The following is a 20,606-nucleotide window of genomic DNA, read 5'->3' on the forward strand; positions in this document are numbered from 1 at the left end:
TTCTAGGCGCAGGTCGGGGTGGGGGCGGTGTTGGTGCCGTTCCAGGAGGCCAGGAAGCCGAACGTGGCCGTGGCCCCGGGTGCCAGGGAGCCGTTCCAGCTCACGTTACGCACCGTCACCTCCGCGCCGCCCGCGCTCAGCGTGCCGTTCCAGATCTGGCTGATCTGCTGCCCGTTGGCGAACGTCCACCGCACCGTCCACCCGCTCATCGGCGTGGTGCCGGTGTTCTTGACGGTGACCTCGCCCTGGAAGCCGCCCTGCCACTGACCGGCGTTCTTGTACGTGGCCGTGCATCCGCCACCACCGGTGGGGGTGACGGTGGGCGTCACGGTGGGGGTGACGGAGGGCGATGGGGTAACGCCGGACAGAGCGTTCACCAGGGCCGGGTACCACTTGTCGGAGATCTTCTGGTCGCCCGCCGCGTTCGGGTGCACCCCGTCGTACGTGTCCGTGCTGGTGCTGAACCCCGTCCATTGGTCCACGACCGTGATAGGCGACTGCTGGGTGGAGGTGGTGGCGGCCCAGCCGGGGATGGCGTTGTTCAGGTTCACGGCGCGCTGGGCGCATTCGGCGCAGGTCGACGGGTTCATTGGGATGATCTTTGCCACGAGGATCTTCATGGTGGGGTTGCTGGCCCGCATCTGGTTCACCAGCGTGGTGTAGGCGCTGAGGATCGTCGCGGGCGGGATGTTGCTCCACACGTCGTTGGTGCCGAAGTGCATCATGACGATGTCGGGCCTGGTCGCGGCGAGCCAGCCGGGTAGCTGGTTCTGGTTGGCGACATTCGTGGCCAGGAATCCGCCGTGGCCCTCGTTGTCGCCGTCGTACGGGACCGAGCAGCCCTGCGCCGGGAGGGTGCCGACGAAGTCGATGTCCGTGTAGCCGGTGCTCTGGAGCTTGTTCCAGAGCAGGGCCCGCCAGCAGCCGGGGGAGCCGGTGATCGAGTCGCCCAGGGGCATGACCCTGATGGCGGCGGCGCTCGCCGGAGTGGTCGTCAAGAACATCACCGCGCCGGCCATCGCCAGTAACGCCGCCAGTAACGCCCAGGTCTTCCGCATCGCCCGTACTCCCGTCGTCGCCTGGCGCAGATCGTAGGAGCGCGGCTCGGAGACGGGAAGGCGGCGGCCCGGGCAGAGGGGCGCGACCTGCGGCGATGCGTGATCGGGGATGTAACTTTCAGCTCAGGGGCGGACGATGGCGAGCGGGCACGGCGCGTGGTGGAGCAGGGCCAGGCTGATCGATCCCATGATCATCCCAGCCAGTTGCCCGTGCCCGCGCGACCCCACCACCAGCAGGTCGGCCTGGGCCGCCGCTTCCTTGAGCACCTCGACGGGGTGCCCGTGGACGACCTCGGCCACTACCTCCACCCCTGGATGCCGCGACCGGCCGTGGGCTGTCAGCTCCTGCAGCGCCCGGAGGGCGTCCTGCTCGCCGTTGGGGTCGGCCGGTTCGAAGCCGCTCGGGTGCGGCCAGGCCCACGCCTGTACGGCACGCAGTCGCGCACTGTGCAACTCGGCCTCGGCGAGGGCGAAGTCGAGCGCCCGCAGCCCGCCTGGCGAGCCGTCCACCCCGGCCACGATCTCCCGGCGTGGCGGCCGGGGCGGCTCGCGGACGAGGACCACATTCGTGCCAGCGTGCGCGGCCACTCCGTGCGCGACGGACCCGACCAGCAGCCCGCGTACGCCGCCGATGCCCCGGCTGCCCACGACCAGCAGCTCGGCGCCTTCGCAAGCATGGATCAACGCGGTACGTGGATCGCCGGGCAGCAGCTCGGTGGCCACCTCCACCGACGGATGCTCGCGACGGACCCGGTCCTCGGCTGCCGCGAGCACCGTGGTGGCGCCCTCGCGCATCCACCGCCTGACCTCGGCGTAGTGGCCGCCGGGTGTCTCCTCGCACACCCACTTCGGCACGGCGTGGGCCACGACGAGCGACGTGCGGCGAAGTGCGGCCTCGGCGGCGGCCCACGCGGCGGCCTCCAGGCCGGTGCGTGAGCCGTCCACCCCAACGATGATCACAACGACCGCCTTTCAGGTAAGCGCGTAGCACTCCACCTCTGCCCGGCGGAACGGCAGCCCTTGGTCCGTGGAGTCCTTGGTGCACTGGCGCTCGGCCCTGCTGAGCTTCAGCGTGCCGCAGACGGACACGCCGGAGTACGTGCGGCAGTCGAGCGTGGGGTCGGTTTCTCCGACTCGGTACATGGCCTTGACGTCCGCGCGGCACTGCGTCCGCGCCCGCGCCGTATTGGCGTAGCGGCATTGGCCCATCAAGGTGTCGTACTGCTCCTGGCTGACTTCGTGCTGCTCCATGCCGTCCCCAGCGGCGGTGGTCCCTCCCAACGCGGCCACCACCACGAGTCCTGCGACAGCGGCTATCTTCATCATGGTTTCCCCTGATGGGGACGTACCGCCCAGGGCGCTCATCAAACCTCGCGGCGGCGCGCCAGCACGTTGAGCCAGGTGCGGTGGGTGGTGCTCATACCGTGTTCGAAGACCTCGAACCCGGTCGATTCCAGCATCGCGAGCAGCGTGTCGGGGTCGCGGTGCACGAACCACCGGGAGACCGCGGTGTCGTACGGGATCGGCTCCCATTCCTGCCTGTCGCCGGCCGATGTGCTCATACCGAGCACACCGTCCGCCCGCAGCGCCGCCGACCAGGCGCGCAAGGTCGGCTCGGTCTCGTCGGCGGGCACGTGGAGCAGCGCGGCGCAGCACCACAGACCCGCGAGCGAGCCGGGGGCGAGCGGCGGCCTGCGCAGGTCGCCCAGCACGGCGGGCACTCCGCGGGCAGCGGCCAGCCTGGCCATCTCGGTCGAGCGGTCGACCCCGACGACCGGTAGGCCCTGCTCCAGGAACCAGGCCGCGTCATGCCCAGGACCACACCCCAGGTCGGCCACCGGTCCCCGAACCACCTCGGCGAACCGCTGCCGGAAGGCCAGAAAGCCGTCGCTGCGATTGGCGCTGCGCTCGTCGAAAATCCGTGCGATGCGGTTGTAGGTGGCGGTCGTCCGGGAGGTGGGATCGTCCATGTTCCCGATCATGCCAGGTTTGGCGCGGCGCACAGGGTGGGTACGACCATCGCCGACCAACGCGGGAGCCCGGTGCGGACCGGGCTGAGAGGACGGCTGACAGCCGCCGACCGCCAGAACCTGCTCCGGATAATGCCGGCGAAGGGAGTTTGCGCGATGCATGACGCGCGTTTTACCAAGGTTTACACCAGTGACCTCCGTGTGCCGATGCGCCAGGTGCGCCTGTCGAACGGATCGGCGGTGACGTTGTACGACACGTCAGGCCCGTACACCGACCCCGCCGTCGAGACCGACGTCAGGCAGGGGCTGCCGCGCCTGCGCGAGGAGTGGGTACGCGACCGCCGCGCCGCCGGTCAGCCCGTCACCCAGGTCGGCTGCGCCAGGAAGGGGCTGATCACCAGGGAGATGGAGTTCGTGGCCGTCCGCGAGGGTCTCGACGCCGAGTTCGTACGCCAGGAGGTCGCGGCCGGCCGGGCCATCATCCCCGCCAACGTCAACCACCCCGAGTCCGAGCCGATGATCATCGGCCGCAACTTCCTCGTGAAGATCAACGCCAACATCGGCAACTCGGCCGTGACGTCCTCCATTGAGGAGGAGGTCGAGAAGATGACGTGGGCCACGCGGTGGGGCGCGGACACGATCATGGACTTGTCCACCGGCCCGGACATCCACGAGACCCGCGAGTGGATCATCCGCAACTCGCCGGTCCCGGTCGGCACCGTGCCCATCTACCAGGCGTTGGAGAAGGTCAAGGGCCGTCCGGAAGACCTGTCGTGGGAGGTCTACCGCGACACCCTCGTCGAGCAGTGCGAGCAGGGCGTGGACTACGTGACCGTGCATGCGGGGGTGCGGCTGGCGTACGTGCCGCTCACCGCCGGCCGCAAGACCGGCATCGTCTCGCGCGGCGGCTCGATCATGGCCGCCTGGTGCCTGGCGCACCACCGCGAGAGCTTCCTGTACGAGCACTTCGCCGACATGTGCGAGATCCTGGCCCGCTACGACGTGTCGTTCTCGCTGGGCGACGGGTTGCGGCCCGGCTCGATCGCGGACGCCAACGACGAAGCCCAGTTCGCCGAGCTGCGCACGCTCGGCGAGCTGACGCGGATCGCGCGTGAGCACGACGTCCAGGTCATGATCGAGGGCCCGGGACACGTGCCCATGCACAAGATCAAGGAGAACGTCGACCTGCAGCGCGAGCTCTGCGACGACGCCCCCTTCTACACGCTCGGGCCGCTGGTCACCGACATCGCCCCGGGCTACGACCACATCACCTCCGGCATCGGGGCCGCCATGATCGGCTGGTACGGCACCGCCATGCTCTGCTACGTCACCCCCAAGGAACACCTCGGCCTGCCGGACAAGGACGACGTCAAGACCGGCGTGATCACGTACAAGATCGCCGCCCACGCCGCGGACCTGGCAAAGGGACACCCGCGGGCGCAGGAATGGGACGACGCGCTGTCGGACGCGCGGTTCGAGTTCCGCTGGGAGGACCAGTTCGACCTGTCGCTCGACCCCGAGACCGCCCGCGCGTTCCACGACGAGACCCTGCCTGCCGCGCCTGCCAAGACCGCGCACTTCTGCTCGATGTGCGGGCCGAAGTTCTGCTCCATGCGGATCAGCCACGACATTCGCGAGGCGGGCTACGCGGACAAGGCGGCGGAGTTCCGGCAGCGTGGCGGCACCGTCTACGTCGATCAGCCCGGCTCCCCGGCCGACAGGGTCTCGCCGCCGACCGGGGCCAGCACCTCGCCCGTGTAGTACGACGACAGCCGCTCGGCGGCGAAGAACACGTACGACGGGGCGATCTCGTCCGGATCGGCGGGCCGCCCCATCGGCACGTGCTGCCCGAACTTCTCCACCTTCTCCTCCGGCATCGTGGCCGGGATCAGCGGTGTCCACACCGGCCCCGGCGCCACGGCGTTGACCCTGATGCCCCGCTCGACCAGGTTCTGCGCCATGGAGTAGGTGAAGGCGTTGATCGCGCCCTTGGTGGCCGCGTAGTCGATGAGCGACTTGTTGCCGCGCAGGCCGTTGATCGAGGAGGTGTTGATGATCGCGCTCCCCTCCCGCAGGTGGGGAAGCGCGGCCTTCGTCACGCGGTAGTAGCTGTGGATGTTGACCGCGAACGTACGCTCCCACTGCTCGTCGGACAGTTCCTCCAGCGTGTTCACCGGCGCTTGGTAGGCCACGTTGTTGACGAGGACGTCCAGCCCGCCCAGCTCGGACACCGCCTGCTCGACGACCGCGCCGCAGTGGGCGCGGTCGCCCAGGTCGCCGGGCAGCAGCGCGCAGTGCCGCCCTGCCTCCCCGACCAGCTTGCGGGTGTGCGCGGCGTCCTCGTGCTCGGTCAGGTACGCGATCGCGACGTCGGCCCCTTCCTTGGCGAAGGCCACCGCGACCGCCCTGCCGATTCCCGAGTCGCCTCCGGTGATGAGCGCCTTCTTGTCCTTGAGGAGGTTCCTGCCCTCGTAGCCCCGCATCTCGTCACGTGGCTCGGGGACCATCCCGCCCGTGCGCCCTGGGTACGGCTGGCTCTGCGGTGGTGTCGTTTCCGGCATGCCCAGCGGTCTGCCCTGGTCAGGGCATGCATAACGCGCGACCTCCCGCAGCTTGCGGACGCGCAGACCGAGGACGATCAGCCAGAACCGGCGCTGCTGCCGGACGAGCAGGCGGCCGGCGCGTTGTCAGCCGAGGCGGAGCAGGCCCGCTTCGACGACGCGGCGGCCGAAGGGGCGGGCGAGTTCGGCCAAGCGCTCGCAGCCGTCCTCGCCAAGCGCCCCGTACGCGGCCATGGCCAGGGCGTCCGTATGGTCCTCGATGTGGCGGCGCAGCGCCTGGCCCGCCGCGCTCAGAGCGCCCCCTTCCAGGAGCCCGCGATCGTGAAGGCCGGCTTCCGCGGCCGTCCACGCCTCCTCCGGCCAGGCGCGGCTGATCTTGAGGAACGCGGTGGGGACCTCGCCGCTGGCGGCGTGCAGGACCAGGGCGTCGAGGCCGCTGAGGCCTTCGGTGAGCAGGGCGGCCACGTGGCCGTCGCCGCGGAACTCGCGGAGCAGGGTCTGAGCGTGCCAGAGCTGCTGGAGCGGGTCGTCCGGCCAGGGTAACGCGGCGTGAGCGGCGAAGAGCGGGCGGCCCTGCGGATGGTCGCAGGCCGCCGTGGCGGCGCGGTGGGCCAGGTCAAGGGTCTCGGTCACGTGGGGGAGTTCGTGGATGCCCGCCCGGCGCAGGGCTTCGGTGGCGGCTTCGAGGCGGGCCTCGAGCATCTGCTCCGGCGTCACCATGTCCCAGGCGGCAGGGAGGGACCGGCGTACGAGGCCGGGGTAGAAGTTGTAGAACGTGGCGATGACCAGGTCGGCGGAGGCACGGCCGAAGGGGGCGCTGCGCGAGGCGAAATATCCGGACATGCCGGTGAGGCCGAGCTTGGCGTAGCGATCGGCGGCCTCGGGAACGAAGTAGATCATGCCGTGCACCGGCTCCAGGCGACGCCAGGCCCGGCGGGCCGCGACCGTGTCGCCCTTCATGCCTGCGCCAGGGAGTCGACGAAGCGCGACATGCCGGCCAGCCAGCGGTCCGGATCCTCCGCCTTGCGGCGGACGAACTCCGCCACCTCCGGGTGCGGGAAGATGTGGAAGCGCTCGGCCACCAGGCCCTCGACGACGGCGGTGGCCACATCGGCGGGGTCGAGGATCGCGCCCGAGGCGCCTACCGCGCGGGCGGTCAGGTGGTCCTCCTCCTGGCCTCGCTCGTACATGGCCGTCCGCACCCCCTGCGGGCACAACACGCTGACCTTGATGCCCTGGGAGCCGTAGTGCATGGCGACCCACTCGGCGAACGCGATCGCCGCCGCCTTCGTGACCGCGTACGGGGCGTCACCGGGGCAGCTGACCAGGCCGGCCGCGGAGCAGGTGTTCAGGAGGTAGCCGCCGCCGCGGGCGATCATGGAGGGTACGGCGGCGCGGGCGGCGTACACGTGGGCCAGGACGTTGACCGCGTACAGACTGCTCCACTCCTGGTCGGGAGCGTCCAGGCCGTGGCCGCCGATGATGCCGGCGTTGGAGCAGAACAGGTCGACGGGGCCGAACGGGGTGTCCACCAGGGCGGCGACGTCCGGCTCCGACGTCACGTCCGCCCGCACGGGCACCGCGCGATCGCCGATCTCCTTGGCCACCGCGGCCGCCCCGGCCTCGTCGAGGTCGGCGACCACCACCCCGGCCGCGCCCTCAGCGGCGAACCGCAGGGCCAGCGCCCGGCCGATCCCGCCCGCCGCGCCCGTGACCACCACGACCTTGTCCCGCACCTGCATGGCTGCTCCTCTTGAACCGACCGGTCGGTATGCAGAACATGATTCTAACCCGAATGGGGCGCCGATACCGGCGCGGGAGGCTGCGCGCGAATGGGGCGCCGGTACCGGCGCGGGAGGCAACGTGCGGACAGGCGTGATCAGATGAGAGGTTTCTCATCTGGGCTTCAGCGTGGTCTCCTCGTAGGGTGTCAAGGTCGATGGCATGAAACAGCGGGCAATGGTGATCCTGCTCGGGCTGGGTGCGGTGGCCGGGTTCCTGTCGGTGGGGCTGGTCAGCGCAGCCGATCGGGGTTCTGATCTGGGCGAGCCCGTCGTGGTCTCGGCGTCCCCTTCGGCTTCGGGCTCGCCCTCGCCTGATCGAGGTCAGTCCCCGTCGCCTGGCCGGAGCCAGTCGGGCGATGCAGCCGGCACGCCCGAGAAGACCGAGAGCAAACGGCCTGCCCCGCGCAAGACCAAGGCCGAGCCGGTCACACCGCCGTCCCCCAGGCCCGGCGGCGATGGTGATGACGACGACGACGATGATGGCGGGGACGATGACGATGACGACTGATGGGGAGGCCGCATGCGCGTGAGCGCCCGTGCCCGGATCGTGGGCTGGATGCTCGCCGTCGTCGGCCTCGCACTGTCGGTCTCGATCTTCGCGACCTGGACCTTCCTGCAGACCAGCCTCGACAATCGGGTGCAGGCCGAGCTTGAGAACGAGGTCGACAAGCTGCGGAAGTACGCGGACAACAACCGTGGCTTCACGAACGTGGGGACACTGCTCATTGAGTACCTCAAGATCAACTCGCCGGACCGGCATGAGACCTTCTTCACCATCGTCGACGGCCAGCCCCACAGGGTCACCGCGATCCCGCCACTCGTGCGCCTCGACACCGACGACGACCTGGTGGCGCGGCTGGCCACGGCCACCAGGACGGTCAGCGGAGACGTCGAGACCGCCGGGGGACAGGTCCGGTACGCGGTCATCCCGGTCAAAGTGACCGCCGATCCCCGCCCCGCCCATTTCGTGGTGGCGATCTTCTATGACGCGCACCGTGATGAGATCGTGGAGGCGGTACGCGTGCTCGGGCTGTCCGCCTTGGCCGCGATGGCGCTGGCCGGGGCGGCCGGGTGGTTCGTGGCCGGGCGGGTGCTGGCGCCGGTCCGGCTGGTCAGCCAGACGGCCGAGCAGATCAGCGACTCCTCCGACCTGACCCGCCGGCTGGACGTGCCGGGGGACGACGACGTGGCCGCGCTCGCCGGCACGTTCAACCACATGCTCGACCGGCTGGAACGTGCCTTCTTAGTGCAGCGGACCTTTCTGGACGACGCCGGGCACGAGCTGCGTACGCCGATCACCGTCATCCGCGGCCACCTGGAGCTCATGGGCGACGACCCGGCCGACCGCGCCGAGACGCTCGCCCTGGTCACCGACGAGCTGGAGCGTATGAACCGCATCGTCGACGACCTCCTCACGCTCGCCAAGGCCGAGCAACCGGGGTTCCTGGCCGTGGACACCGTCGAGCTGGCCGACCTCACGGTCAGCGTGGTCGCCAAGGCGCGGGCGCTCGGCGAGCGGAAGTGGCGGGTGGACGAGGTGGCCGAGGCCCGCGTGCCGGCCGACCGCCAGCGGCTCACGCAGGCGCTCATGCAGCTGGTCGCCAACGCCGTACGGCACACGAAGGACGGCGACCTGATCGCCGTCGGGTCGGCCGTCCGGGACGGCCGGGTCGAATTGTGGGTACGCGACAGTGGTCCCGGGGTGGCGCCGGCGGACCGGGAGCGGATCTTCAGCCGGTTCACCCGCGGGGCCGGCGCCCACGACGGAGCCGGGCTCGGCCTGGCCATCGTCACATCCATTGCCGAGGCCCATGGGGGCCGGGTGCAGGTGACCGAGGCCCCGGGCGGCGGCGCCTGCTTTGTCATGTCCATCCCACTGTGGGAGGTGCGGTGAACCGCATTCTGATCGCCGAGGACGAGGCCAGGATCGCTTCCTTCGTGGAGAAGGGGTTGCGGACCAACGGGTTCGTGACCGCCGTGGTGGCGGACGGGCTCGCGGCGTACGACCTGGGGTGCGCGGGCGGGTTCGACCTGCTCATCCTGGACATCGGGTTGCCGTTGAGCGATGGCTTCACGGTGTTGCGGCGGTTGCGGGAGGCCAAGGTGACCATCCCCGTGATCATCCTGACCGCCCGCGACAGTGTGACGGACACCGTGGCGGGGCTGGAGGGCGGCGCGGACGACTACATCCCCAAGCCCTTCGCCTTCGAGGAGCTGCTGGCCCGCGTACGGCTGCGGCTGCGGGCCGACCGTGCGCCCGAGGTGACCGTGCTCCGCGTGTCGGATTTGTCGCTGGATCTGCGGACCAGGCGGGCTTATGTGGGCGATCGGGCAGTGGACCTGTCCACCAGGGAGTTCGCGCTGGCAGAGATCTTCTGCCGGCACCCGGACCAGGTGCTGACCCGCGAGCAGCTGCTCAGCCACGTGTGGGGGTTCGACTTCGACCCCGGCTCGAATGTCGTCGACGTCTACGTCCGGTACCTGCGGCGCAAGATCGGCGCCGACCGGATCGAAACCGTACGCGGCACCGGATACCGGATGAGAGTCGCCTAATCATCGCCTCACGGCCGCTTCACCGCCCTCCTCCAGGCTGTTCATCAACAGGACAAAAGGAGGAACGATTGTGTTCACCGGACTGGCGATGAACCTCGTGGCGATCGTCTTGCTCGCCTACGGCATCTACTATCGGCGCCACCATCGGCGCGATCTGCTGTTCGCCTACGTCGCGCTGAACGTGGGCATCTTCGCGGTGGTGTCGCTGCTGTTGGTCCAGCGGGTCGACATCGCCGTCGGATTCGGGTTGTTCGGGTTGTTGTCGATCATTCGCCTGCGGTCCAGCGAGATCACCCAGCAGGAGATCGCCTACTATTTCGTCGCGATCGTGCTGGGGCTGGTCAACGGGATCGCGGCGGCGTTTCCGCTGACGGCGCTCGCCCTGAACGGGGTGCTGCTCACAGTGATGTACGTCGCCGACCATCGCGGGCTGCTCGGCCGCACCCGCCACCAGCTCGTGACGCTGGACGTCGTGCATGCGGACCCGGAGCTGCTGAAGGTTGACCTGGAGAGCCGGTTGCGGGCCCGGGTGCTGGAGGCCGTGGTCACCCAGGTGGACTACGTACGAGACGTGACCGTTGTGGAGGTGCGCTACGTGGTGCCGGGCGTGAAGGCGAGGGTGCGGTGAACGCGGACGTGGTGCTCGCCGGGGTCGCCGTGGGGGCGGCGCCGATCGAGCTCGAGGACGTGCCGGAGCTGATGAGCCGGGTGGACTCCAAGTACATCGTCTCCGCTTCGACCATGGTCAGGCTCGCCGCCGAGCTGGGTGACCGGTTCGCGGTGTTGCGGATCGGCCGGCGGCGGCAGTTCCGCTACACCTCGACGTACTTCGACACGCCGGACCTGCTCACGTTCCGGCAGCATCGCCAGGACCGGCGCCGCAGGTTCAAGCTACGGACGCGGACGTACCTGGACGGGGGCGGCCGTTGGCTGGAGCTCAAGCTCAACGGGGTACGCGGCAGCACCGACAAACACCGCATCCCGTACGACGACGCGCCGGCGCACGCGCTCACCGCGGAAGCGCTGGACTTCGTGAGCGACACACTGGTGCGTGAGCTCCACCTGACCATGCCCCGCCCTCTGGGCCCGGTCCTGTCCACCGACTACAAGAGGGTGACCCTGGTCGACCGGGTGGGAAAGGCCCGGCTCACCTGCGACACCGGCCTGGTCTGCCACGGTGCGGGGCGTGCCGTGCCCGCTCACCGGGATCTGGTCCTGCTGGAGTCGAAGTCCGTGGACGGAAGGGCGTTGGTCGATCGGGTGCTGAGGGGGATGGGAGTGCGGCCGGTGAGCGTGAGCAAATACTGCCTCGCCGTCGCCGCCCTCCGCGATCGCCCGGCCAACCGGTGGCGACCGGTGTTGCACCGGTATCTCGGGCTCAGACGGCGATGACGACTTTGCCCTTCGCGTGTCCCGCTTCGAGGTAGCGGATCGCCTCCGCTGCTTCGCTCAGCGGGTAGGTCCGGTCGATGACAGGGGCGATCTTCTCCTCCTGGAGGAGGTCGTGCAGGGTGGCGAGAGTGTCCTTACCCGGTCGTGCCACGTAGTTCACGAGCCTCTGACGGAGGAACAGGAACAGCAGCTTGCCCCCGATGATCCGGTTCATGGGGCCCACCCAGCGGCCGCCGCTGCCGGAGTTGGGGATGAAGTTTCCGCGGGCGGTGAGCGCGCGCCTGCAGGCCGACAAGGGGTGGTTGCCGACGTTGTCCAGGATGAGGTCGTAGCGCCGTGTGCCGCGGGTGAAGTCTTCTTTGGTGTAGTCGAGGACGTGGTCGGCGCCGATGGAGCGGACCATGTCGGTGTTGCCGGTGCTGCACACGCCGGTCACCTCGGCGCCGAGGGTTTTGGCGATCTGCACGGCGAAGGTGCCCACGCCGCCCGCGGCGCCGTTGACCAGCACGCGCTGCCCGGGCTGGACGTCGCGGAGGCCGAGCAGGGCGGTGACCGCCGCCGTCGGTACGGCCGCCGCCTGCTCGAACGTCAGGTTGGCGGGCTTTTTCAGCACCGCCGCGTCCTGGCGGACGGAGACGTACTCGGCCAGCGTTCCCTCGCCGCAGCCGAACACCTCGTCGCCCGGTTGTAACTCCGTGACGTTCGCCCCCACCGCCTCGACCTGCTCCGCGAAGTCGGAGCCCAGCCCGTTGGCCTTGGGCCGGGACAGCCCGGCCACCGCGCGGAAGATGTACGGCGCACCCCGCATCAGGTGCCAGTCGCCCGCGTTGACGGCGGCCGCTCGTACGCGGACCAGCACGTCGTCGTCCCCGACCGGCGGCGGGCCGACGTCCTGGAGTGTGAGCACGGTGGGCGGACCGTAGGTGTAGTAGCGGATCGCTTTCACGACTCTCCTGTCGATGTCACATGTAATAATTCTCTGACATGTGAAACCGTAACATTCACCATGGAGGTCGGCAATGGAGGATTTAGAGTGGCAGGTTGCCGGTGGCGGAGCTCGTGGAGCCGGTCGCCCGGTAGGCGGCGATCGTGCGTTCGGCGATGCGCATCTGGTGGATCTCGTCGGCCCCGTCGGCGAAGCGGGCCCAGCGCGCGTGCTGGAACATGCTCGCCAGCGGCGTGTCCGTCGAATACCCCAGCGCCCCGTGCACCTGGATCGCCCGGTCCACGATGCGGTTGAGGCTATTGGCCACGAAATGTTTGGCCATCGACACCTCGGTGCGGAAGTCCTCACCCTTGTCGATCTTGGAGGCGGCGTGCAGCACCATCAGCTTGCACTGGTAGAGCTCCATGGTCGAGTCGGCGATCATCCACTGGATGCCCTGCTTCTCGGCCAGCAGCGAGCCGTGGCTGTAGCGGTTGAGCGCGCGGTCCACCATCATGTCCAGCGCGCTCTCCGCCTGCGAGATCCACCGCATGCAATGCGCGAGTCTCGCCGGGCCCAGGCGGTATTGGCCCAGGCGGTGGCCGTTGCCCCGCCCGCCGAGGATCTGTTCGTCCGGCACGCGCAGGTCCTCGATGAGGATCTCGCTGTGGCCGGTCGAGCCGTGCATGGTCTCGACCTCGCGTACGTCGTTCCAGCCCGGGCTGGGCAGGTCCACGAGGAACGCGGTGGTGGCGCCGCGCGACCCCTCGGGAACGTCGGGCTCGGTCCTCGCGATGAGGATGGCGAAGTTGGCGCGCCGGGCGTTGGAGATGAACCATTTGTGGCCGTTGATCACCCACTCGTCGCCGTCGCGTACGGCCTCGGTGCGGATCAGCGTGGGGTCGGAGCCCGCCACTTCGGGCTCGGTCATCGCGAAGCAGGACATCTGCGTGCCTTCGAGCAGCGGGCGGAGATACTTCTCCTTCTGCTCGTCCGTCGCCCAGTGCAGCAGCGTGTGCATGTTGCCCTCGTCGGGGGCCATGCAGTTCAGCACCCACGGGCCGACCCGCGTCTTGGCCGCCTCCGACTGCACCATGGCCAGCTCCACGTGGCCCAGCCCCATACCGCCCCACTCCTTCGGCATGTGCGGCAGCCACAGGCCCTCGGCCTTCGCCTGTGAGCGCAGCCGGACGAGGATCCGCAGGTACGAGTCGCGGTCGCTCTCCTTCACCTCCTCCATCGCGGGGATGACCGTGCCCTGGATGAAGGTGCGGACTCGCTTGCGGATCTCCTCGTGCTCGGGAGCGAGGGTGAAATCGATGGCCATTTCACCGAAATTACTCTCTCAGCTGGGTTTGCGCAGCGGGGTGAAGGCCCAGGACATGCGGGGCTCGACCGCCCAGTGGAAGAGCTTGCGCACCGGCGGCGTGCAGAGCACGGTGGCCGCGACCAGGCCGAGCCCGATCGACAGCGGCAGGCCCAGGTCGAACCGCTCGGCGACCTTGACGACGAAACCGTGCAGCAGGTACGCGTACATGGTGGCCGCGCCCAGCCCGCTGAACCACGTGTGCCGCGCCGGCGTCACCGCCAGGAACGCCGCCACCAGCACCGCCCCCGCCACCAGCAGCCCCAGCCTGATCGCCGTCCCGGTGAGGTCGTCCACGCCGATCTGCGTGTTCGACAACCGCCACCTGATCCACTCCGTCGGCACGGCGTCGTGCACGAGCAGCGCCGTCGCCAGCCCAAGGCCGAGCACGCAGGCCCCGACCAGCCTCATGTACGGCCTGCGCAGCCATTGGAAGTGCTCTGGCTTCAGCATCAGCCCCAGCACGTAGAAGGGCAGGAGCCCGAACGTGCGGTTCATGGACAACTCGTCCGGCAGCTTGCTCATGCCGGTCAGCAGCGACAGTACGAGGGCCACCAACAGCGGCCACCTGAGCTGCTGCCACACCGGCGTGGACAGCCGCCACAGGAACAACGACATCAGAAACCAGGTCAGGTAGTACGGCTCCAGCAGGCTCAGCTCGAACTTCCCGTAGAGGATCAGCCGGGGCAGCGAGTACGCCAGCTCGAAGATCACGTACGGCACCGCCAGCGTGGAGATCAGCTTGCGTGCCTTGCCCGCCCCGAACGTGAACTTCCGCGACAGGTAGCCGGTGAGCACGATGAACAGCGGCATGTGGAAGACGTACACGTAGAAGTAGAGCGCGTGCGCGATGGGCGCGTCCCGCTGGTTCTCGATGAGGTGACCGCACACGACGAGGAGGATGGCGAGGTATTTGGCGTTGTCGAAGAACGGGTCCCTGGCGGTGACCGGCTCGGCGGTGACGGTGGTGCTGCCGCTGTGTCTAATGGTTCGCTCGCTTCGCTCCCTCACGAGCACCGCACCCTAGCCACCGCCCGCCGAACCGCCAGGAAACCGCAGGTTAAACCTGGGCGGCCAGTTCGGCAGCCTCCTCATGGCTCAGCCGCCCGTCCGCGACGATCGTGACGACCCGCCTGGTCAGCGTGTCCTCGACGACCAGCGGCCGGTCCCACGCCAGCGCCTGCCCGACGCCCGGATACTCCTCGACCCGCACGAACCAGGCGTCGCCGGCGTCCTGGACGAACACCAGCGTCCAGTCCCGCCCGTCCGGATCCGTCCCGGACATGGCGATCCACCGGTCACGGCTGCCGTGCACGGCCTGCTCGCCCCCAGGCAGGGTCGTCCGGGCGGTGGAGGTCCCGGGCGCGCGCCAGAAGAAGCCGCCGTAGCCCGCGCCCACCCGGCCCTTGGTGGCCGAGCTGTTGATCTCGACCGGTGCGCCGGTGAGGTTGGTGAGCGTGAACGTCAAGTCCAGCGCCCACGCCTCGCCGACCGGCCGCGCGAGCACCGTCCGCTCCTCGCGCGCCATGAGCCGCTGGTCGGGGCCGATCCACTCCACCTGCTCCACGAAGCCGTCGTCGTCGAGCCGCGAGAGCGCCCGGTGCCGCTGGCTGCCGTGATCGCCGAGCCAGGCCGGTCCCTGGTCCTTGACGTAGGTGCGGCCGCCCCAGAAGTTGGCCCCGCCCAGGTCGGAGATCGCCACGCCGACCCCGAGATGGTGCACGTGGTCCTCGGGCCGGACCTGGGTGACCTCGACGCCGCCCAGCGTCCGCACCCCGTGCAGGTACGGGCGTGGCGAGTCCGTGGCGGGGAGGTCGGGCCGCAGCTCATAGGCGGCCACTGGCGTGCCGGAGACCATGAGCCGCACCCGCGTCCAGGGAGCGTCCAGCTCCGAATACAGCGCCAGCCCGTCCGCGCTGCGCGCCGTCAGGTCCGCGACGCCGGGCAGGAACCGGTACGTGACCTCGTCCGAGCCGGGGTCCCGTTCGACGATCTGGTGCCGCTCGGGGATCGGCAGCGGCTCGGGCGCCAGCCGCACCGCGTCGAGCACCCGCGTGAATGTCTCGGTCCGCGCGAGCGGCACCAGCAGGTCCGCGCCCGTGCGGACGTGGTCGACGAGGTTCTCCAGCAGGTCGGTGCGCTCGTACACGGTCGTCGTGACCCACCCGTCCGAATGCTCGATCTTGAGCTGGTCCTGGGTGTAGACGAGCGTGGCGCGGCCCTGGTCGCCGTGCACGACCAGGTACGGCTCGTGCCGCTCGGGCGCGCACAACGTCACCGCGACCGTGATCACGAGACCGTCGTCCATCCGGATCCGCACGCACGACGTGTCGTCCGACTCGATCGGGTGGGCGTGGTAGAGCTCGGTCTCGATCTCCGCGATCGGGCCGTCGACCAGCGCCAGGGCGGTCGCCACGGCGTGCGCGAACGGGTTGGTCAACGCGCCGTCCACCACGTCCACGCCGTTCAGGCGGCGTTTCCCCGACCAGGCCGAGCGGGTGAAGTACGCCGAAGGGCGCTCCCAGGCGCCGGCCCCGCCGATGCCGCGCACCCGCCCGATCGCGCCGCTCGCGATCAGCTCACGCACCGCGGGAACGGCCGCCGACCCGAGCGACTGGAACCCGACCTGGCAGGCCAGCCCGGTCTCCGCCACGGCCGCCGCGATCCGCCGGTGTTCGGCAGGACTGGCCGCGGGCGGCTTCTCCAGCAGCACGTGCGAGCCCGCGTGCAGGGCGGTCACCGCGAGGTCGGCGTGCGTGTGGATGGGCGTGGAGATGATCGTGATCTCCGCGCCGGTCTTCTCGAGCAGCGCGCCGAGATCGGCCGCCTGCAGCGGCGCGGCGAAGTCGACCTCCACGGGCCGTACGTCACAGATCCCGGCCAGCTCGATCAGCCCCTGGTGGGCGAGCCTGCGCAGGTTGCGCAGATGGTGCTGCCCGTGCCCGTGGGCCCCCGCGAGAACGACCTTCATCATGCCCACCTCAGTCCCAGCCCCGCGTGCTCGCCCACCCGCAGCACACCGTCCGACACGACCACCGGGTACGGCTCCGCCAGCAGCCCGAGTGTGGCGAACGACGCGTCCTCGACGTCCTCCGCCATGACCGGCAGCGGCAGCGCCAGCGCCAGTTGCCCGGAAACGTCGGGCAGCAGGTGCGGGTAGACCGGCACGTCGTACGTCCTGGCCAGCTCCACGATCCGCAGGAACGGCGTGATGCCGCCGACCCGCACCACGTTCGGCTGCACGACGTCGCACGCGCCGGCCGCCAGCAGATCGCGGAAGCCGTACGTCGTGTAGACGTTCTCGCCCACCGCGACCGGCACGTCGATGGAGCGGCGCAGCTCCACGTGGGCGGCCACATCGTCGGCGGGCAACGGCTCCTCGATCCAGTGCAGGTCGAACTCCCGCAGCGCGGCCAGAGCCCGCCGGGCCCGGTGCAGGTCCCACCGCTGGTTGGCGTCGATCATCAGCAGCCGGTCAGGCCCGAGCACCTCGCGTACCGCGGCCACCCGCGCCACGTCCTCCGCCAGGTCGGGACGCCCCACCTTGATCTTGACACCCTTGTACCCGGCGGCCATCCACCGCCTGACCTGCTCGACCAGCTCTTCCAGCGAGTAGTGCAGGTTGACGCCGCTGCCGTACACCGGGACCTCGTCGCGCCGCCGCCCCAGCACGTCGGCCAGGCCGGCCTCGCCGCAGCGCAGATCCCACAGCGCCAGGTCGATCCCGGCCAGCGCGATCGTGGTGATCCCGCCCGGTCCCGCCTCGCGCAGGTGTCGCCAGAGCCGGTCCCACACGACCTCGGGGTGCGCGGGCAGCCCGATCAGCGCCTCCCGCAGGTCGTGGTCGAGCAGCGCTCGTACGGCGTGCGCGCCGATCTGCGGCGTCCACGAGAACCCCGTCCCGGTGCGCCCGTCCTTCAGCGTGACGTGCGTGACGATCACGTGGTTGGCGGGCACGTCCGCGCCCCACGGCCGGGGCAGCAGGGCGGTACGCAGCTCGGTACGCAGGTCGGCGATGGTCATGACTTCGCCAGCTCCAGCCCCGTCTTGATCAGCGTCTCCAGCTCCTCCAGATGCTCGGCGGTCACGTCCACCAGCGGCGGGCGGACCGCGCCCACGTCCAGGCCGCGCAGCCGTACCCCGGCCTTGACCAGGGAGACCGGGTAGCCGGGGACCTTGCCGCGCAACCGCACGAGCGGGGCGTAGAACTCCGTCAGCAGCCGCTCGTCACCGTTGAGGTACGCCAGCGCGATCTCCGGCGCGAACGCGAACACCGCGCTGGAGTAAAGCTCCACGCCGATGCCCCGATAGGCGGGCATGGTCAGCTCGGCCGTCGGCAGCCCGTTGAAGAACAGGAAGTCCGGGTGCGTCTCTCGGATCGCCAGCACGGTCCGCTGCATCCTGTCGATGTCGCCGAGGCCGTCCTTGAGCCCGATCACCCCGGGGATTCCGGCCAGCTCCACGGCCGCGTCCGGCTCCAGCACCACCGTGCCGCGCTGGTAGACGATCACCGGCAGCTCCGCGGCCACCGCCTCCACGTACGCCTTGAACCCGTGCCCAGGCCCCTGCGCCAGGTAAGGGGGCATGAGGAGCAACCCGTCTGCCCCCGCCTCCCGCGCGGCCCGCGCGTGGTTCAGCGCCGCGCCGAGCGACCCGCCCGCCCCGGCGAACAGTGGCACGCGCCCGCCCACGACCTCGGCCGCCACCCGCACCGCACACCCGTGCTCGGCCTCCGACAACGCCGAGAACTCACCGGTGCCGCAGGCCACGAACACCCCGCCGGGACCGTGCTCCATGCCCTGCCCGATGTGCTCGGCTAGCACCTGCTCGGCGAGTGTGCCGTCGGCGGCGAACGGGGTCACGGGGAAGAACAGCACACCACTGAGATTCATAGAGATTCCTTGAGTTCCTGGTCCTGGAGTTCGGTCCGCCAACTACGCTTCGCCTGCCAGCCCAGCAGCCGCTCCGCCTTGGCGGTGGAGAAGGCCGGGGAGGTCCCGGTGAGTCCCGCAGCGAACGGCTCCGTGCCCGGGATGACCTGGGGAAGCAGCTCGGCCAGCGGCTTCCTGGCCAGCGCGTCCGCGGCGCCGACGAAGAACACCTCGCCGTTCGGCAGCTCAGGCAGCGCCTCGATCAGCACGCCCAGCATCTCCGAGGCGTCGCGCGCGTCGACGTAGTTGAACAGCGACACCCCGCCCAGGTCCGGCCGGTCCAGCCGCTCGTTGACGGTGTGCCCCGACTGCGTGGGCGCGCCGGCCCACTCCTCCGGAGGGATGACGAAACACGGCCTGACCGCGGCCAGCTTCGTCGTCCCGGCCTCGGCGAACGCCTTCATGGTCTGCTCGGCCGCCACCTTGGACAGGTTGTACGCGTTCCACGGCCGCACCGGGTGATCCTCGTCGATCGGCAGGTACGCCGGTGCCCAACCGCCAGGGGCGCCGTACCCCATCACGGTCGGGCTGCTGGCCACGACGACGTTTCGGACCCCCAGGGTCACCGACGCCTCGCAGACGTTGAACGCCAGCTGGGTGTTGACTCGATAGATCACCGACTCCGGTCGGCTGAACGGGGTGGCGATGGCGGCAAGATGGATCACCGACTCCGGCCGGAATCTGGCGATCACCTCGAACGCCTCTCCCGTGTCCGTGAGGTCGGCAGGTAGGGTGGCCGCGGCCTCCGCCGGCGTGCCCGGCGCGCTGTCCACGCCGATGACCTCGTGCCCGGCCGCCGCGAGCGTGCTGACCACGCTGCGGCCGAGGCGTCCTGCACTTCCGGTGATGAGGACTCTGCTCACCGTGAGGGGCTCCTTCAAGACTGCAAACAGTTGCACTAAACCTTTGTGTCCCCGGACCCGGGCCGTCAAGAGGTGATTTCATTCCCCTAGTGTCACCTGGGGATTCCGGGTGAGGTTCGGTATGCCGTAGACCGGCAAGCGCTTTCAGCCTACTCATGGGTACTGCAAGCGGTTGCGTTAGGGTGAGCGACTGTGACAGTGACGATTCGTGATGTGGCCCGAGCGTCCGGCGTGCACGTGTCCACCGTGTCGCGGACGTTCTCCGCGCCGCACATGGTGAACGCCGCCACCCGTACGAGGGTGCTGACGGTGGCCGAGGAGCTGGGATACCGCCCCAACCGGGCGGCACGGGCGCTCACGACCGGCCGCACGCACAACCTCGGGTTGATCGTGGCCGACATCGCCAACCCGTTCTTCCCTCCCTTGATCAAAGCCGCTCACGCCGCAGCCCGGCAGCGCGACTACCACCTGTTCGTGGCCGACACCGACGAGGAGCCGGCCGCCGAGGAGGAGCTGGTGCAGGCCTTCTCCAAACAGGTGGACGGGCTGGTGTTGTGCAGTCCCCGCTCCTCCAACAAGGTGCTCGAGCGGCTGGCCGAGCGGGTGCCGTTCGTGGTGATCAACCGGCGGCTGCGTGGCGCCGCGACGGTGCTGATGGATGTCGGCCATGGGGCCAGGCTGGCGATGGAGCACCTGGCCGGGCTCGGGCACCGCCGCGTGGCGCTGGTGTCGGGGCCGACCGGCTCGTGGACGAGCGCGGAGATCCGGACGGCCGCCGAGGCGGTGGGCGGCATCGAGCTCGTGGTGATCGGTCCCAACCCGCCGACCGAGCGGGGCGGGTTCGCCATCGCCAAGCGGGTGCGGGACGCGGGGGTGACCGGCGTGCTCGCCTACAACGACCTGGTGGCGATCGGGCTCATCGAGGGGCTCGCCGAGCTCGGACTGAGCGTGCCCGAAGACGTCAGCGTCGTAGGGATCGACGACATCGTGCCAGGGCGGCTCAACCGCCCCAAGCTCACCACGGTGGCCATGCCCACCGCGGCCGCCGGGCGGCTGGCGGTGGACCTGCTCATCCAGGAGGTGAGCGCGACCACGTCGCTGGAGACACGCTTGGTCATCAGGGACTCCACCGCAGCGCCACGATAGCTCGACTGCTGCAACCGGTTGTACTATCCGGCAGCAAAATTCGTCTGACTTCTTCGG

21 protein-coding genes and 1 riboswitch are annotated in these 20,606 nt (G+C 69.8%); of the genes, 7 read left to right on the forward strand and 14 right to left on the reverse strand.

Annotated features, from left to right (window positions below; all coding sequences use genetic code 11):
- Positions 1-2: 2 nt before the first annotated feature.
- The 4 genes from ACTWPT_RS00090 to ACTWPT_RS00105 all read right to left on the reverse strand — a co-directional run bounded on the left by ACTWPT_RS00090 (position 3) and on the right by ACTWPT_RS00105 (position 3,028).
- Positions 3-1,058, reverse strand: coding sequence for a cellulose binding domain-containing protein (locus ACTWPT_RS00090; RefSeq protein WP_443175112.1), 1,056 nt, complete (start codon positions 1,056-1,058; stop codon positions 3-5).
- Between the two features lie 123 nt (positions 1,059-1,181).
- The gene (locus tag ACTWPT_RS00095; protein ID WP_443175113.1) at positions 1,182-2,018 is read right to left on the reverse strand and encodes a universal stress protein; all 837 of its coding nucleotides are present in this window, start codon (positions 2,016-2,018) and stop codon (positions 1,182-1,184) included.
- Positions 2,019-2,030: 12 nt separating this feature from the next.
- Positions 2,031-2,384 (reverse strand): hypothetical protein, encoded by a 354-nt coding sequence (locus ACTWPT_RS00100; RefSeq protein WP_443175114.1) that lies wholly within the window; start codon positions 2,382-2,384, stop codon positions 2,031-2,033.
- A 38-nt stretch (positions 2,385-2,422) separates the two neighbouring features.
- A complete protein-coding gene (locus ACTWPT_RS00105; RefSeq protein WP_443175115.1) occupies positions 2,423-3,028 on the reverse strand; it encodes a class I SAM-dependent DNA methyltransferase in 606 nt (201 codons plus the stop codon).
- Positions 3,029-3,079: 51 nt separating this feature from the next.
- A riboswitch (TPP riboswitch) is annotated at positions 3,080-3,192 on the forward strand.
- On the opposite strand from ACTWPT_RS00105, the gene thiC reads away from it, so the two are divergent.
- Complete coding sequence (gene thiC / locus ACTWPT_RS00110) at positions 3,185-4,789, forward strand: phosphomethylpyrimidine synthase ThiC (RefSeq protein WP_443175116.1); 1,605 nt, start codon at positions 3,185-3,187, stop codon at positions 4,787-4,789. Its footprint overlaps the riboswitch before it by 8 nt.
- Here thiC and ACTWPT_RS00115 read toward each other — a convergent pair.
- The 3 genes from ACTWPT_RS00115 to ACTWPT_RS00125 form a co-directional block, all read right to left on the reverse strand.
- The gene (locus tag ACTWPT_RS00115) at positions 4,726-5,589 is read right to left on the reverse strand and encodes an SDR family oxidoreductase (protein ID WP_443175117.1); all 864 of its coding nucleotides are present in this window, start codon (positions 5,587-5,589) and stop codon (positions 4,726-4,728) included. The two genes, thiC and ACTWPT_RS00115, sit on opposite strands and share 64 nt — an antisense overlap.
- 126 nt (positions 5,590-5,715) lie before the next feature.
- Positions 5,716-6,549 carry an SCO6745 family protein gene (locus tag ACTWPT_RS00120; protein WP_443175118.1) on the reverse strand — a complete coding sequence of 278 codons (834 nt, stop codon included), beginning with the start codon at positions 6,547-6,549 and terminating at the stop codon, positions 5,716-5,718.
- Positions 6,546-7,331, reverse strand: a complete 786-nt coding sequence (locus tag ACTWPT_RS00125) for an SDR family oxidoreductase (protein WP_443175119.1) — start codon at positions 7,329-7,331, stop codon at positions 6,546-6,548. Before ACTWPT_RS00125 ends, ACTWPT_RS00120 begins: the two co-directional genes overlap by 4 nt.
- Before the next feature lie 202 nt (positions 7,332-7,533).
- On the opposite strand from ACTWPT_RS00125, the gene ACTWPT_RS00130 reads away from it, so the two are divergent.
- The 5 genes from ACTWPT_RS00130 (at position 7,534) to ACTWPT_RS00150 (ending at position 11,318) form a co-directional block, all read left to right on the forward strand.
- On the forward strand, positions 7,534-7,881 hold the full coding sequence (locus ACTWPT_RS00130; protein ID WP_443175120.1) for a hypothetical protein: 348 nt from the start codon (positions 7,534-7,536) through the stop codon (positions 7,879-7,881).
- 12 nt (positions 7,882-7,893) lie between these two features.
- Positions 7,894-9,267 carry an ATP-binding protein gene (locus tag ACTWPT_RS00135; RefSeq protein ID WP_443175121.1) on the forward strand — a complete coding sequence of 458 codons (1,374 nt, stop codon included), beginning with the start codon at positions 7,894-7,896 and terminating at the stop codon, positions 9,265-9,267.
- The gene (locus tag ACTWPT_RS00140) at positions 9,264-9,926 is read left to right on the forward strand and encodes a response regulator transcription factor (RefSeq protein WP_443175122.1); all 663 of its coding nucleotides are present in this window, start codon (positions 9,264-9,266) and stop codon (positions 9,924-9,926) included. Before ACTWPT_RS00135 ends, ACTWPT_RS00140 begins: the two co-directional genes overlap by 4 nt.
- Positions 9,927-9,996: 70 nt before the next feature.
- Positions 9,997-10,554: a DUF4956 domain-containing protein gene (locus tag ACTWPT_RS00145; RefSeq protein ID WP_443175123.1), complete on the forward strand. Its 558-nt coding sequence runs from the start codon at positions 9,997-9,999 to the stop codon at positions 10,552-10,554.
- The gene (locus ACTWPT_RS00150; protein WP_443175124.1) at positions 10,551-11,318 is read left to right on the forward strand and encodes a polyphosphate polymerase domain-containing protein; all 768 of its coding nucleotides are present in this window, start codon (positions 10,551-10,553) and stop codon (positions 11,316-11,318) included. The genes ACTWPT_RS00145 and ACTWPT_RS00150 overlap by 4 nt, the downstream gene beginning before the upstream one ends.
- On the opposite strand, the gene ACTWPT_RS00155 is transcribed toward ACTWPT_RS00150, so the two are convergent.
- The 7 genes from ACTWPT_RS00155 to ACTWPT_RS00185 form a co-directional block, all read right to left on the reverse strand.
- Positions 11,305-12,264 carry an NAD(P)-dependent alcohol dehydrogenase gene (locus ACTWPT_RS00155; RefSeq protein ID WP_443175125.1) on the reverse strand — a complete coding sequence of 320 codons (960 nt, stop codon included), beginning with the start codon at positions 12,262-12,264 and terminating at the stop codon, positions 11,305-11,307. The genes ACTWPT_RS00150 and ACTWPT_RS00155 overlap by 14 nt on opposite strands.
- An 82-nt stretch (positions 12,265-12,346) precedes the next feature.
- Complete coding sequence (locus ACTWPT_RS00160) at positions 12,347-13,570, reverse strand: acyl-CoA dehydrogenase family protein (RefSeq protein ID WP_443175126.1); 1,224 nt, start codon at positions 13,568-13,570, stop codon at positions 12,347-12,349.
- An 18-nt stretch (positions 13,571-13,588) separates the two neighbouring features.
- On the reverse strand, positions 13,589-14,620 hold the full coding sequence (locus ACTWPT_RS00165; RefSeq protein WP_443175127.1) for an acyltransferase family protein: 1,032 nt from the start codon (positions 14,618-14,620) through the stop codon (positions 13,589-13,591).
- Between the two features lie 49 nt (positions 14,621-14,669).
- The gene (locus ACTWPT_RS00170) at positions 14,670-16,583 is read right to left on the reverse strand and encodes a DUF6807 family protein (RefSeq protein ID WP_443175128.1); all 1,914 of its coding nucleotides are present in this window, start codon (positions 16,581-16,583) and stop codon (positions 14,670-14,672) included.
- Positions 16,580-17,632, reverse strand: a complete 1,053-nt coding sequence (locus ACTWPT_RS00175) for a mandelate racemase/muconate lactonizing enzyme family protein (protein WP_443175129.1) — start codon at positions 17,630-17,632, stop codon at positions 16,580-16,582. The genes ACTWPT_RS00170 and ACTWPT_RS00175 overlap by 4 nt, the downstream gene beginning before the upstream one ends.
- On the reverse strand, positions 17,629-18,501 hold the full coding sequence (locus ACTWPT_RS00180) for a 5-dehydro-4-deoxyglucarate dehydratase (protein WP_443175130.1): 873 nt from the start codon (positions 18,499-18,501) through the stop codon (positions 17,629-17,631). The genes ACTWPT_RS00175 and ACTWPT_RS00180 overlap by 4 nt, the downstream gene beginning before the upstream one ends.
- Positions 18,498-19,403 carry an NAD-dependent epimerase/dehydratase family protein gene (locus ACTWPT_RS00185; protein WP_443175131.1) on the reverse strand — a complete coding sequence of 302 codons (906 nt, stop codon included), beginning with the start codon at positions 19,401-19,403 and terminating at the stop codon, positions 18,498-18,500. Before ACTWPT_RS00185 ends, ACTWPT_RS00180 begins: the two co-directional genes overlap by 4 nt.
- Before the next feature lie 192 nt (positions 19,404-19,595).
- Between ACTWPT_RS00185 and ACTWPT_RS00190 the strand changes: the two genes are divergently transcribed.
- Positions 19,596-20,549: a LacI family DNA-binding transcriptional regulator gene (locus ACTWPT_RS00190; RefSeq protein WP_443175132.1), complete on the forward strand. Its 954-nt coding sequence runs from the start codon at positions 19,596-19,598 to the stop codon at positions 20,547-20,549.
- The last annotated feature ends 57 nt before the right edge of the window (positions 20,550-20,606 follow it).

It is taken from the genome of Nonomuraea sp. 3N208, assembly GCF_052245935.1.
Classification (GTDB): Bacteria; Actinomycetota; Actinomycetes; order Streptosporangiales; family Streptosporangiaceae; genus Nonomuraea.

Bases quoted from the DNA above. Each gene is read 5' to 3' on its own strand.
- ACTWPT_RS00135 (WP_443175121.1), top strand. From the start codon at position 7,894: ATGCGCGTGAGCGCCCGTGCCCGGATCGTGGGCTGGATGCTCGCCGTC.
- ACTWPT_RS00130 (WP_443175120.1), top strand. From the start codon at position 7,534: ATGAAACAGCGGGCAATGGTGATCCTGCTCGGGCTGGGTGCGGTGGCC.
- ACTWPT_RS00090 (WP_443175112.1), bottom strand. From the start codon at position 1,058: ATGCGGAAGACCTGGGCGTTACTGGCGGCGTTACTGGCGATGGCCGGC.
- ACTWPT_RS00170 (WP_443175128.1), bottom strand. From the start codon at position 16,583: ATGATGAAGGTCGTTCTCGCGGGGGCCCACGGGCACGGGCAGCACCAT.
- thiC (WP_443175116.1), top strand. From the start codon at position 3,185: ATGCATGACGCGCGTTTTACCAAGGTTTACACCAGTGACCTCCGTGTG.
- ACTWPT_RS00100 (WP_443175114.1), bottom strand. From the start codon at position 2,384: ATGATGAAGATAGCCGCTGTCGCAGGACTCGTGGTGGTGGCCGCGTTG.
- ACTWPT_RS00125 (WP_443175119.1), bottom strand. From the start codon at position 7,331: ATGCAGGTGCGGGACAAGGTCGTGGTGGTCACGGGCGCGGCGGGCGGG.
- ACTWPT_RS00175 (WP_443175129.1), bottom strand. From the start codon at position 17,632: ATGACCATCGCCGACCTGCGTACCGAGCTGCGTACCGCCCTGCTGCCC.
- ACTWPT_RS00120 (WP_443175118.1), bottom strand. From the start codon at position 6,549: ATGAAGGGCGACACGGTCGCGGCCCGCCGGGCCTGGCGTCGCCTGGAG.
- ACTWPT_RS00115 (WP_443175117.1), bottom strand. From the start codon at position 5,589: ATGCCGGAAACGACACCACCGCAGAGCCAGCCGTACCCAGGGCGCACG.
- ACTWPT_RS00180 (WP_443175130.1), bottom strand. From the start codon at position 18,501: ATGAATCTCAGTGGTGTGCTGTTCTTCCCCGTGACCCCGTTCGCCGCC.
- ACTWPT_RS00160 (WP_443175126.1), bottom strand. From the start codon at position 13,570: ATGGCCATCGATTTCACCCTCGCTCCCGAGCACGAGGAGATCCGCAAG.
- ACTWPT_RS00105 (WP_443175115.1), bottom strand. From the start codon at position 3,028: ATGGACGATCCCACCTCCCGGACGACCGCCACCTACAACCGCATCGCA.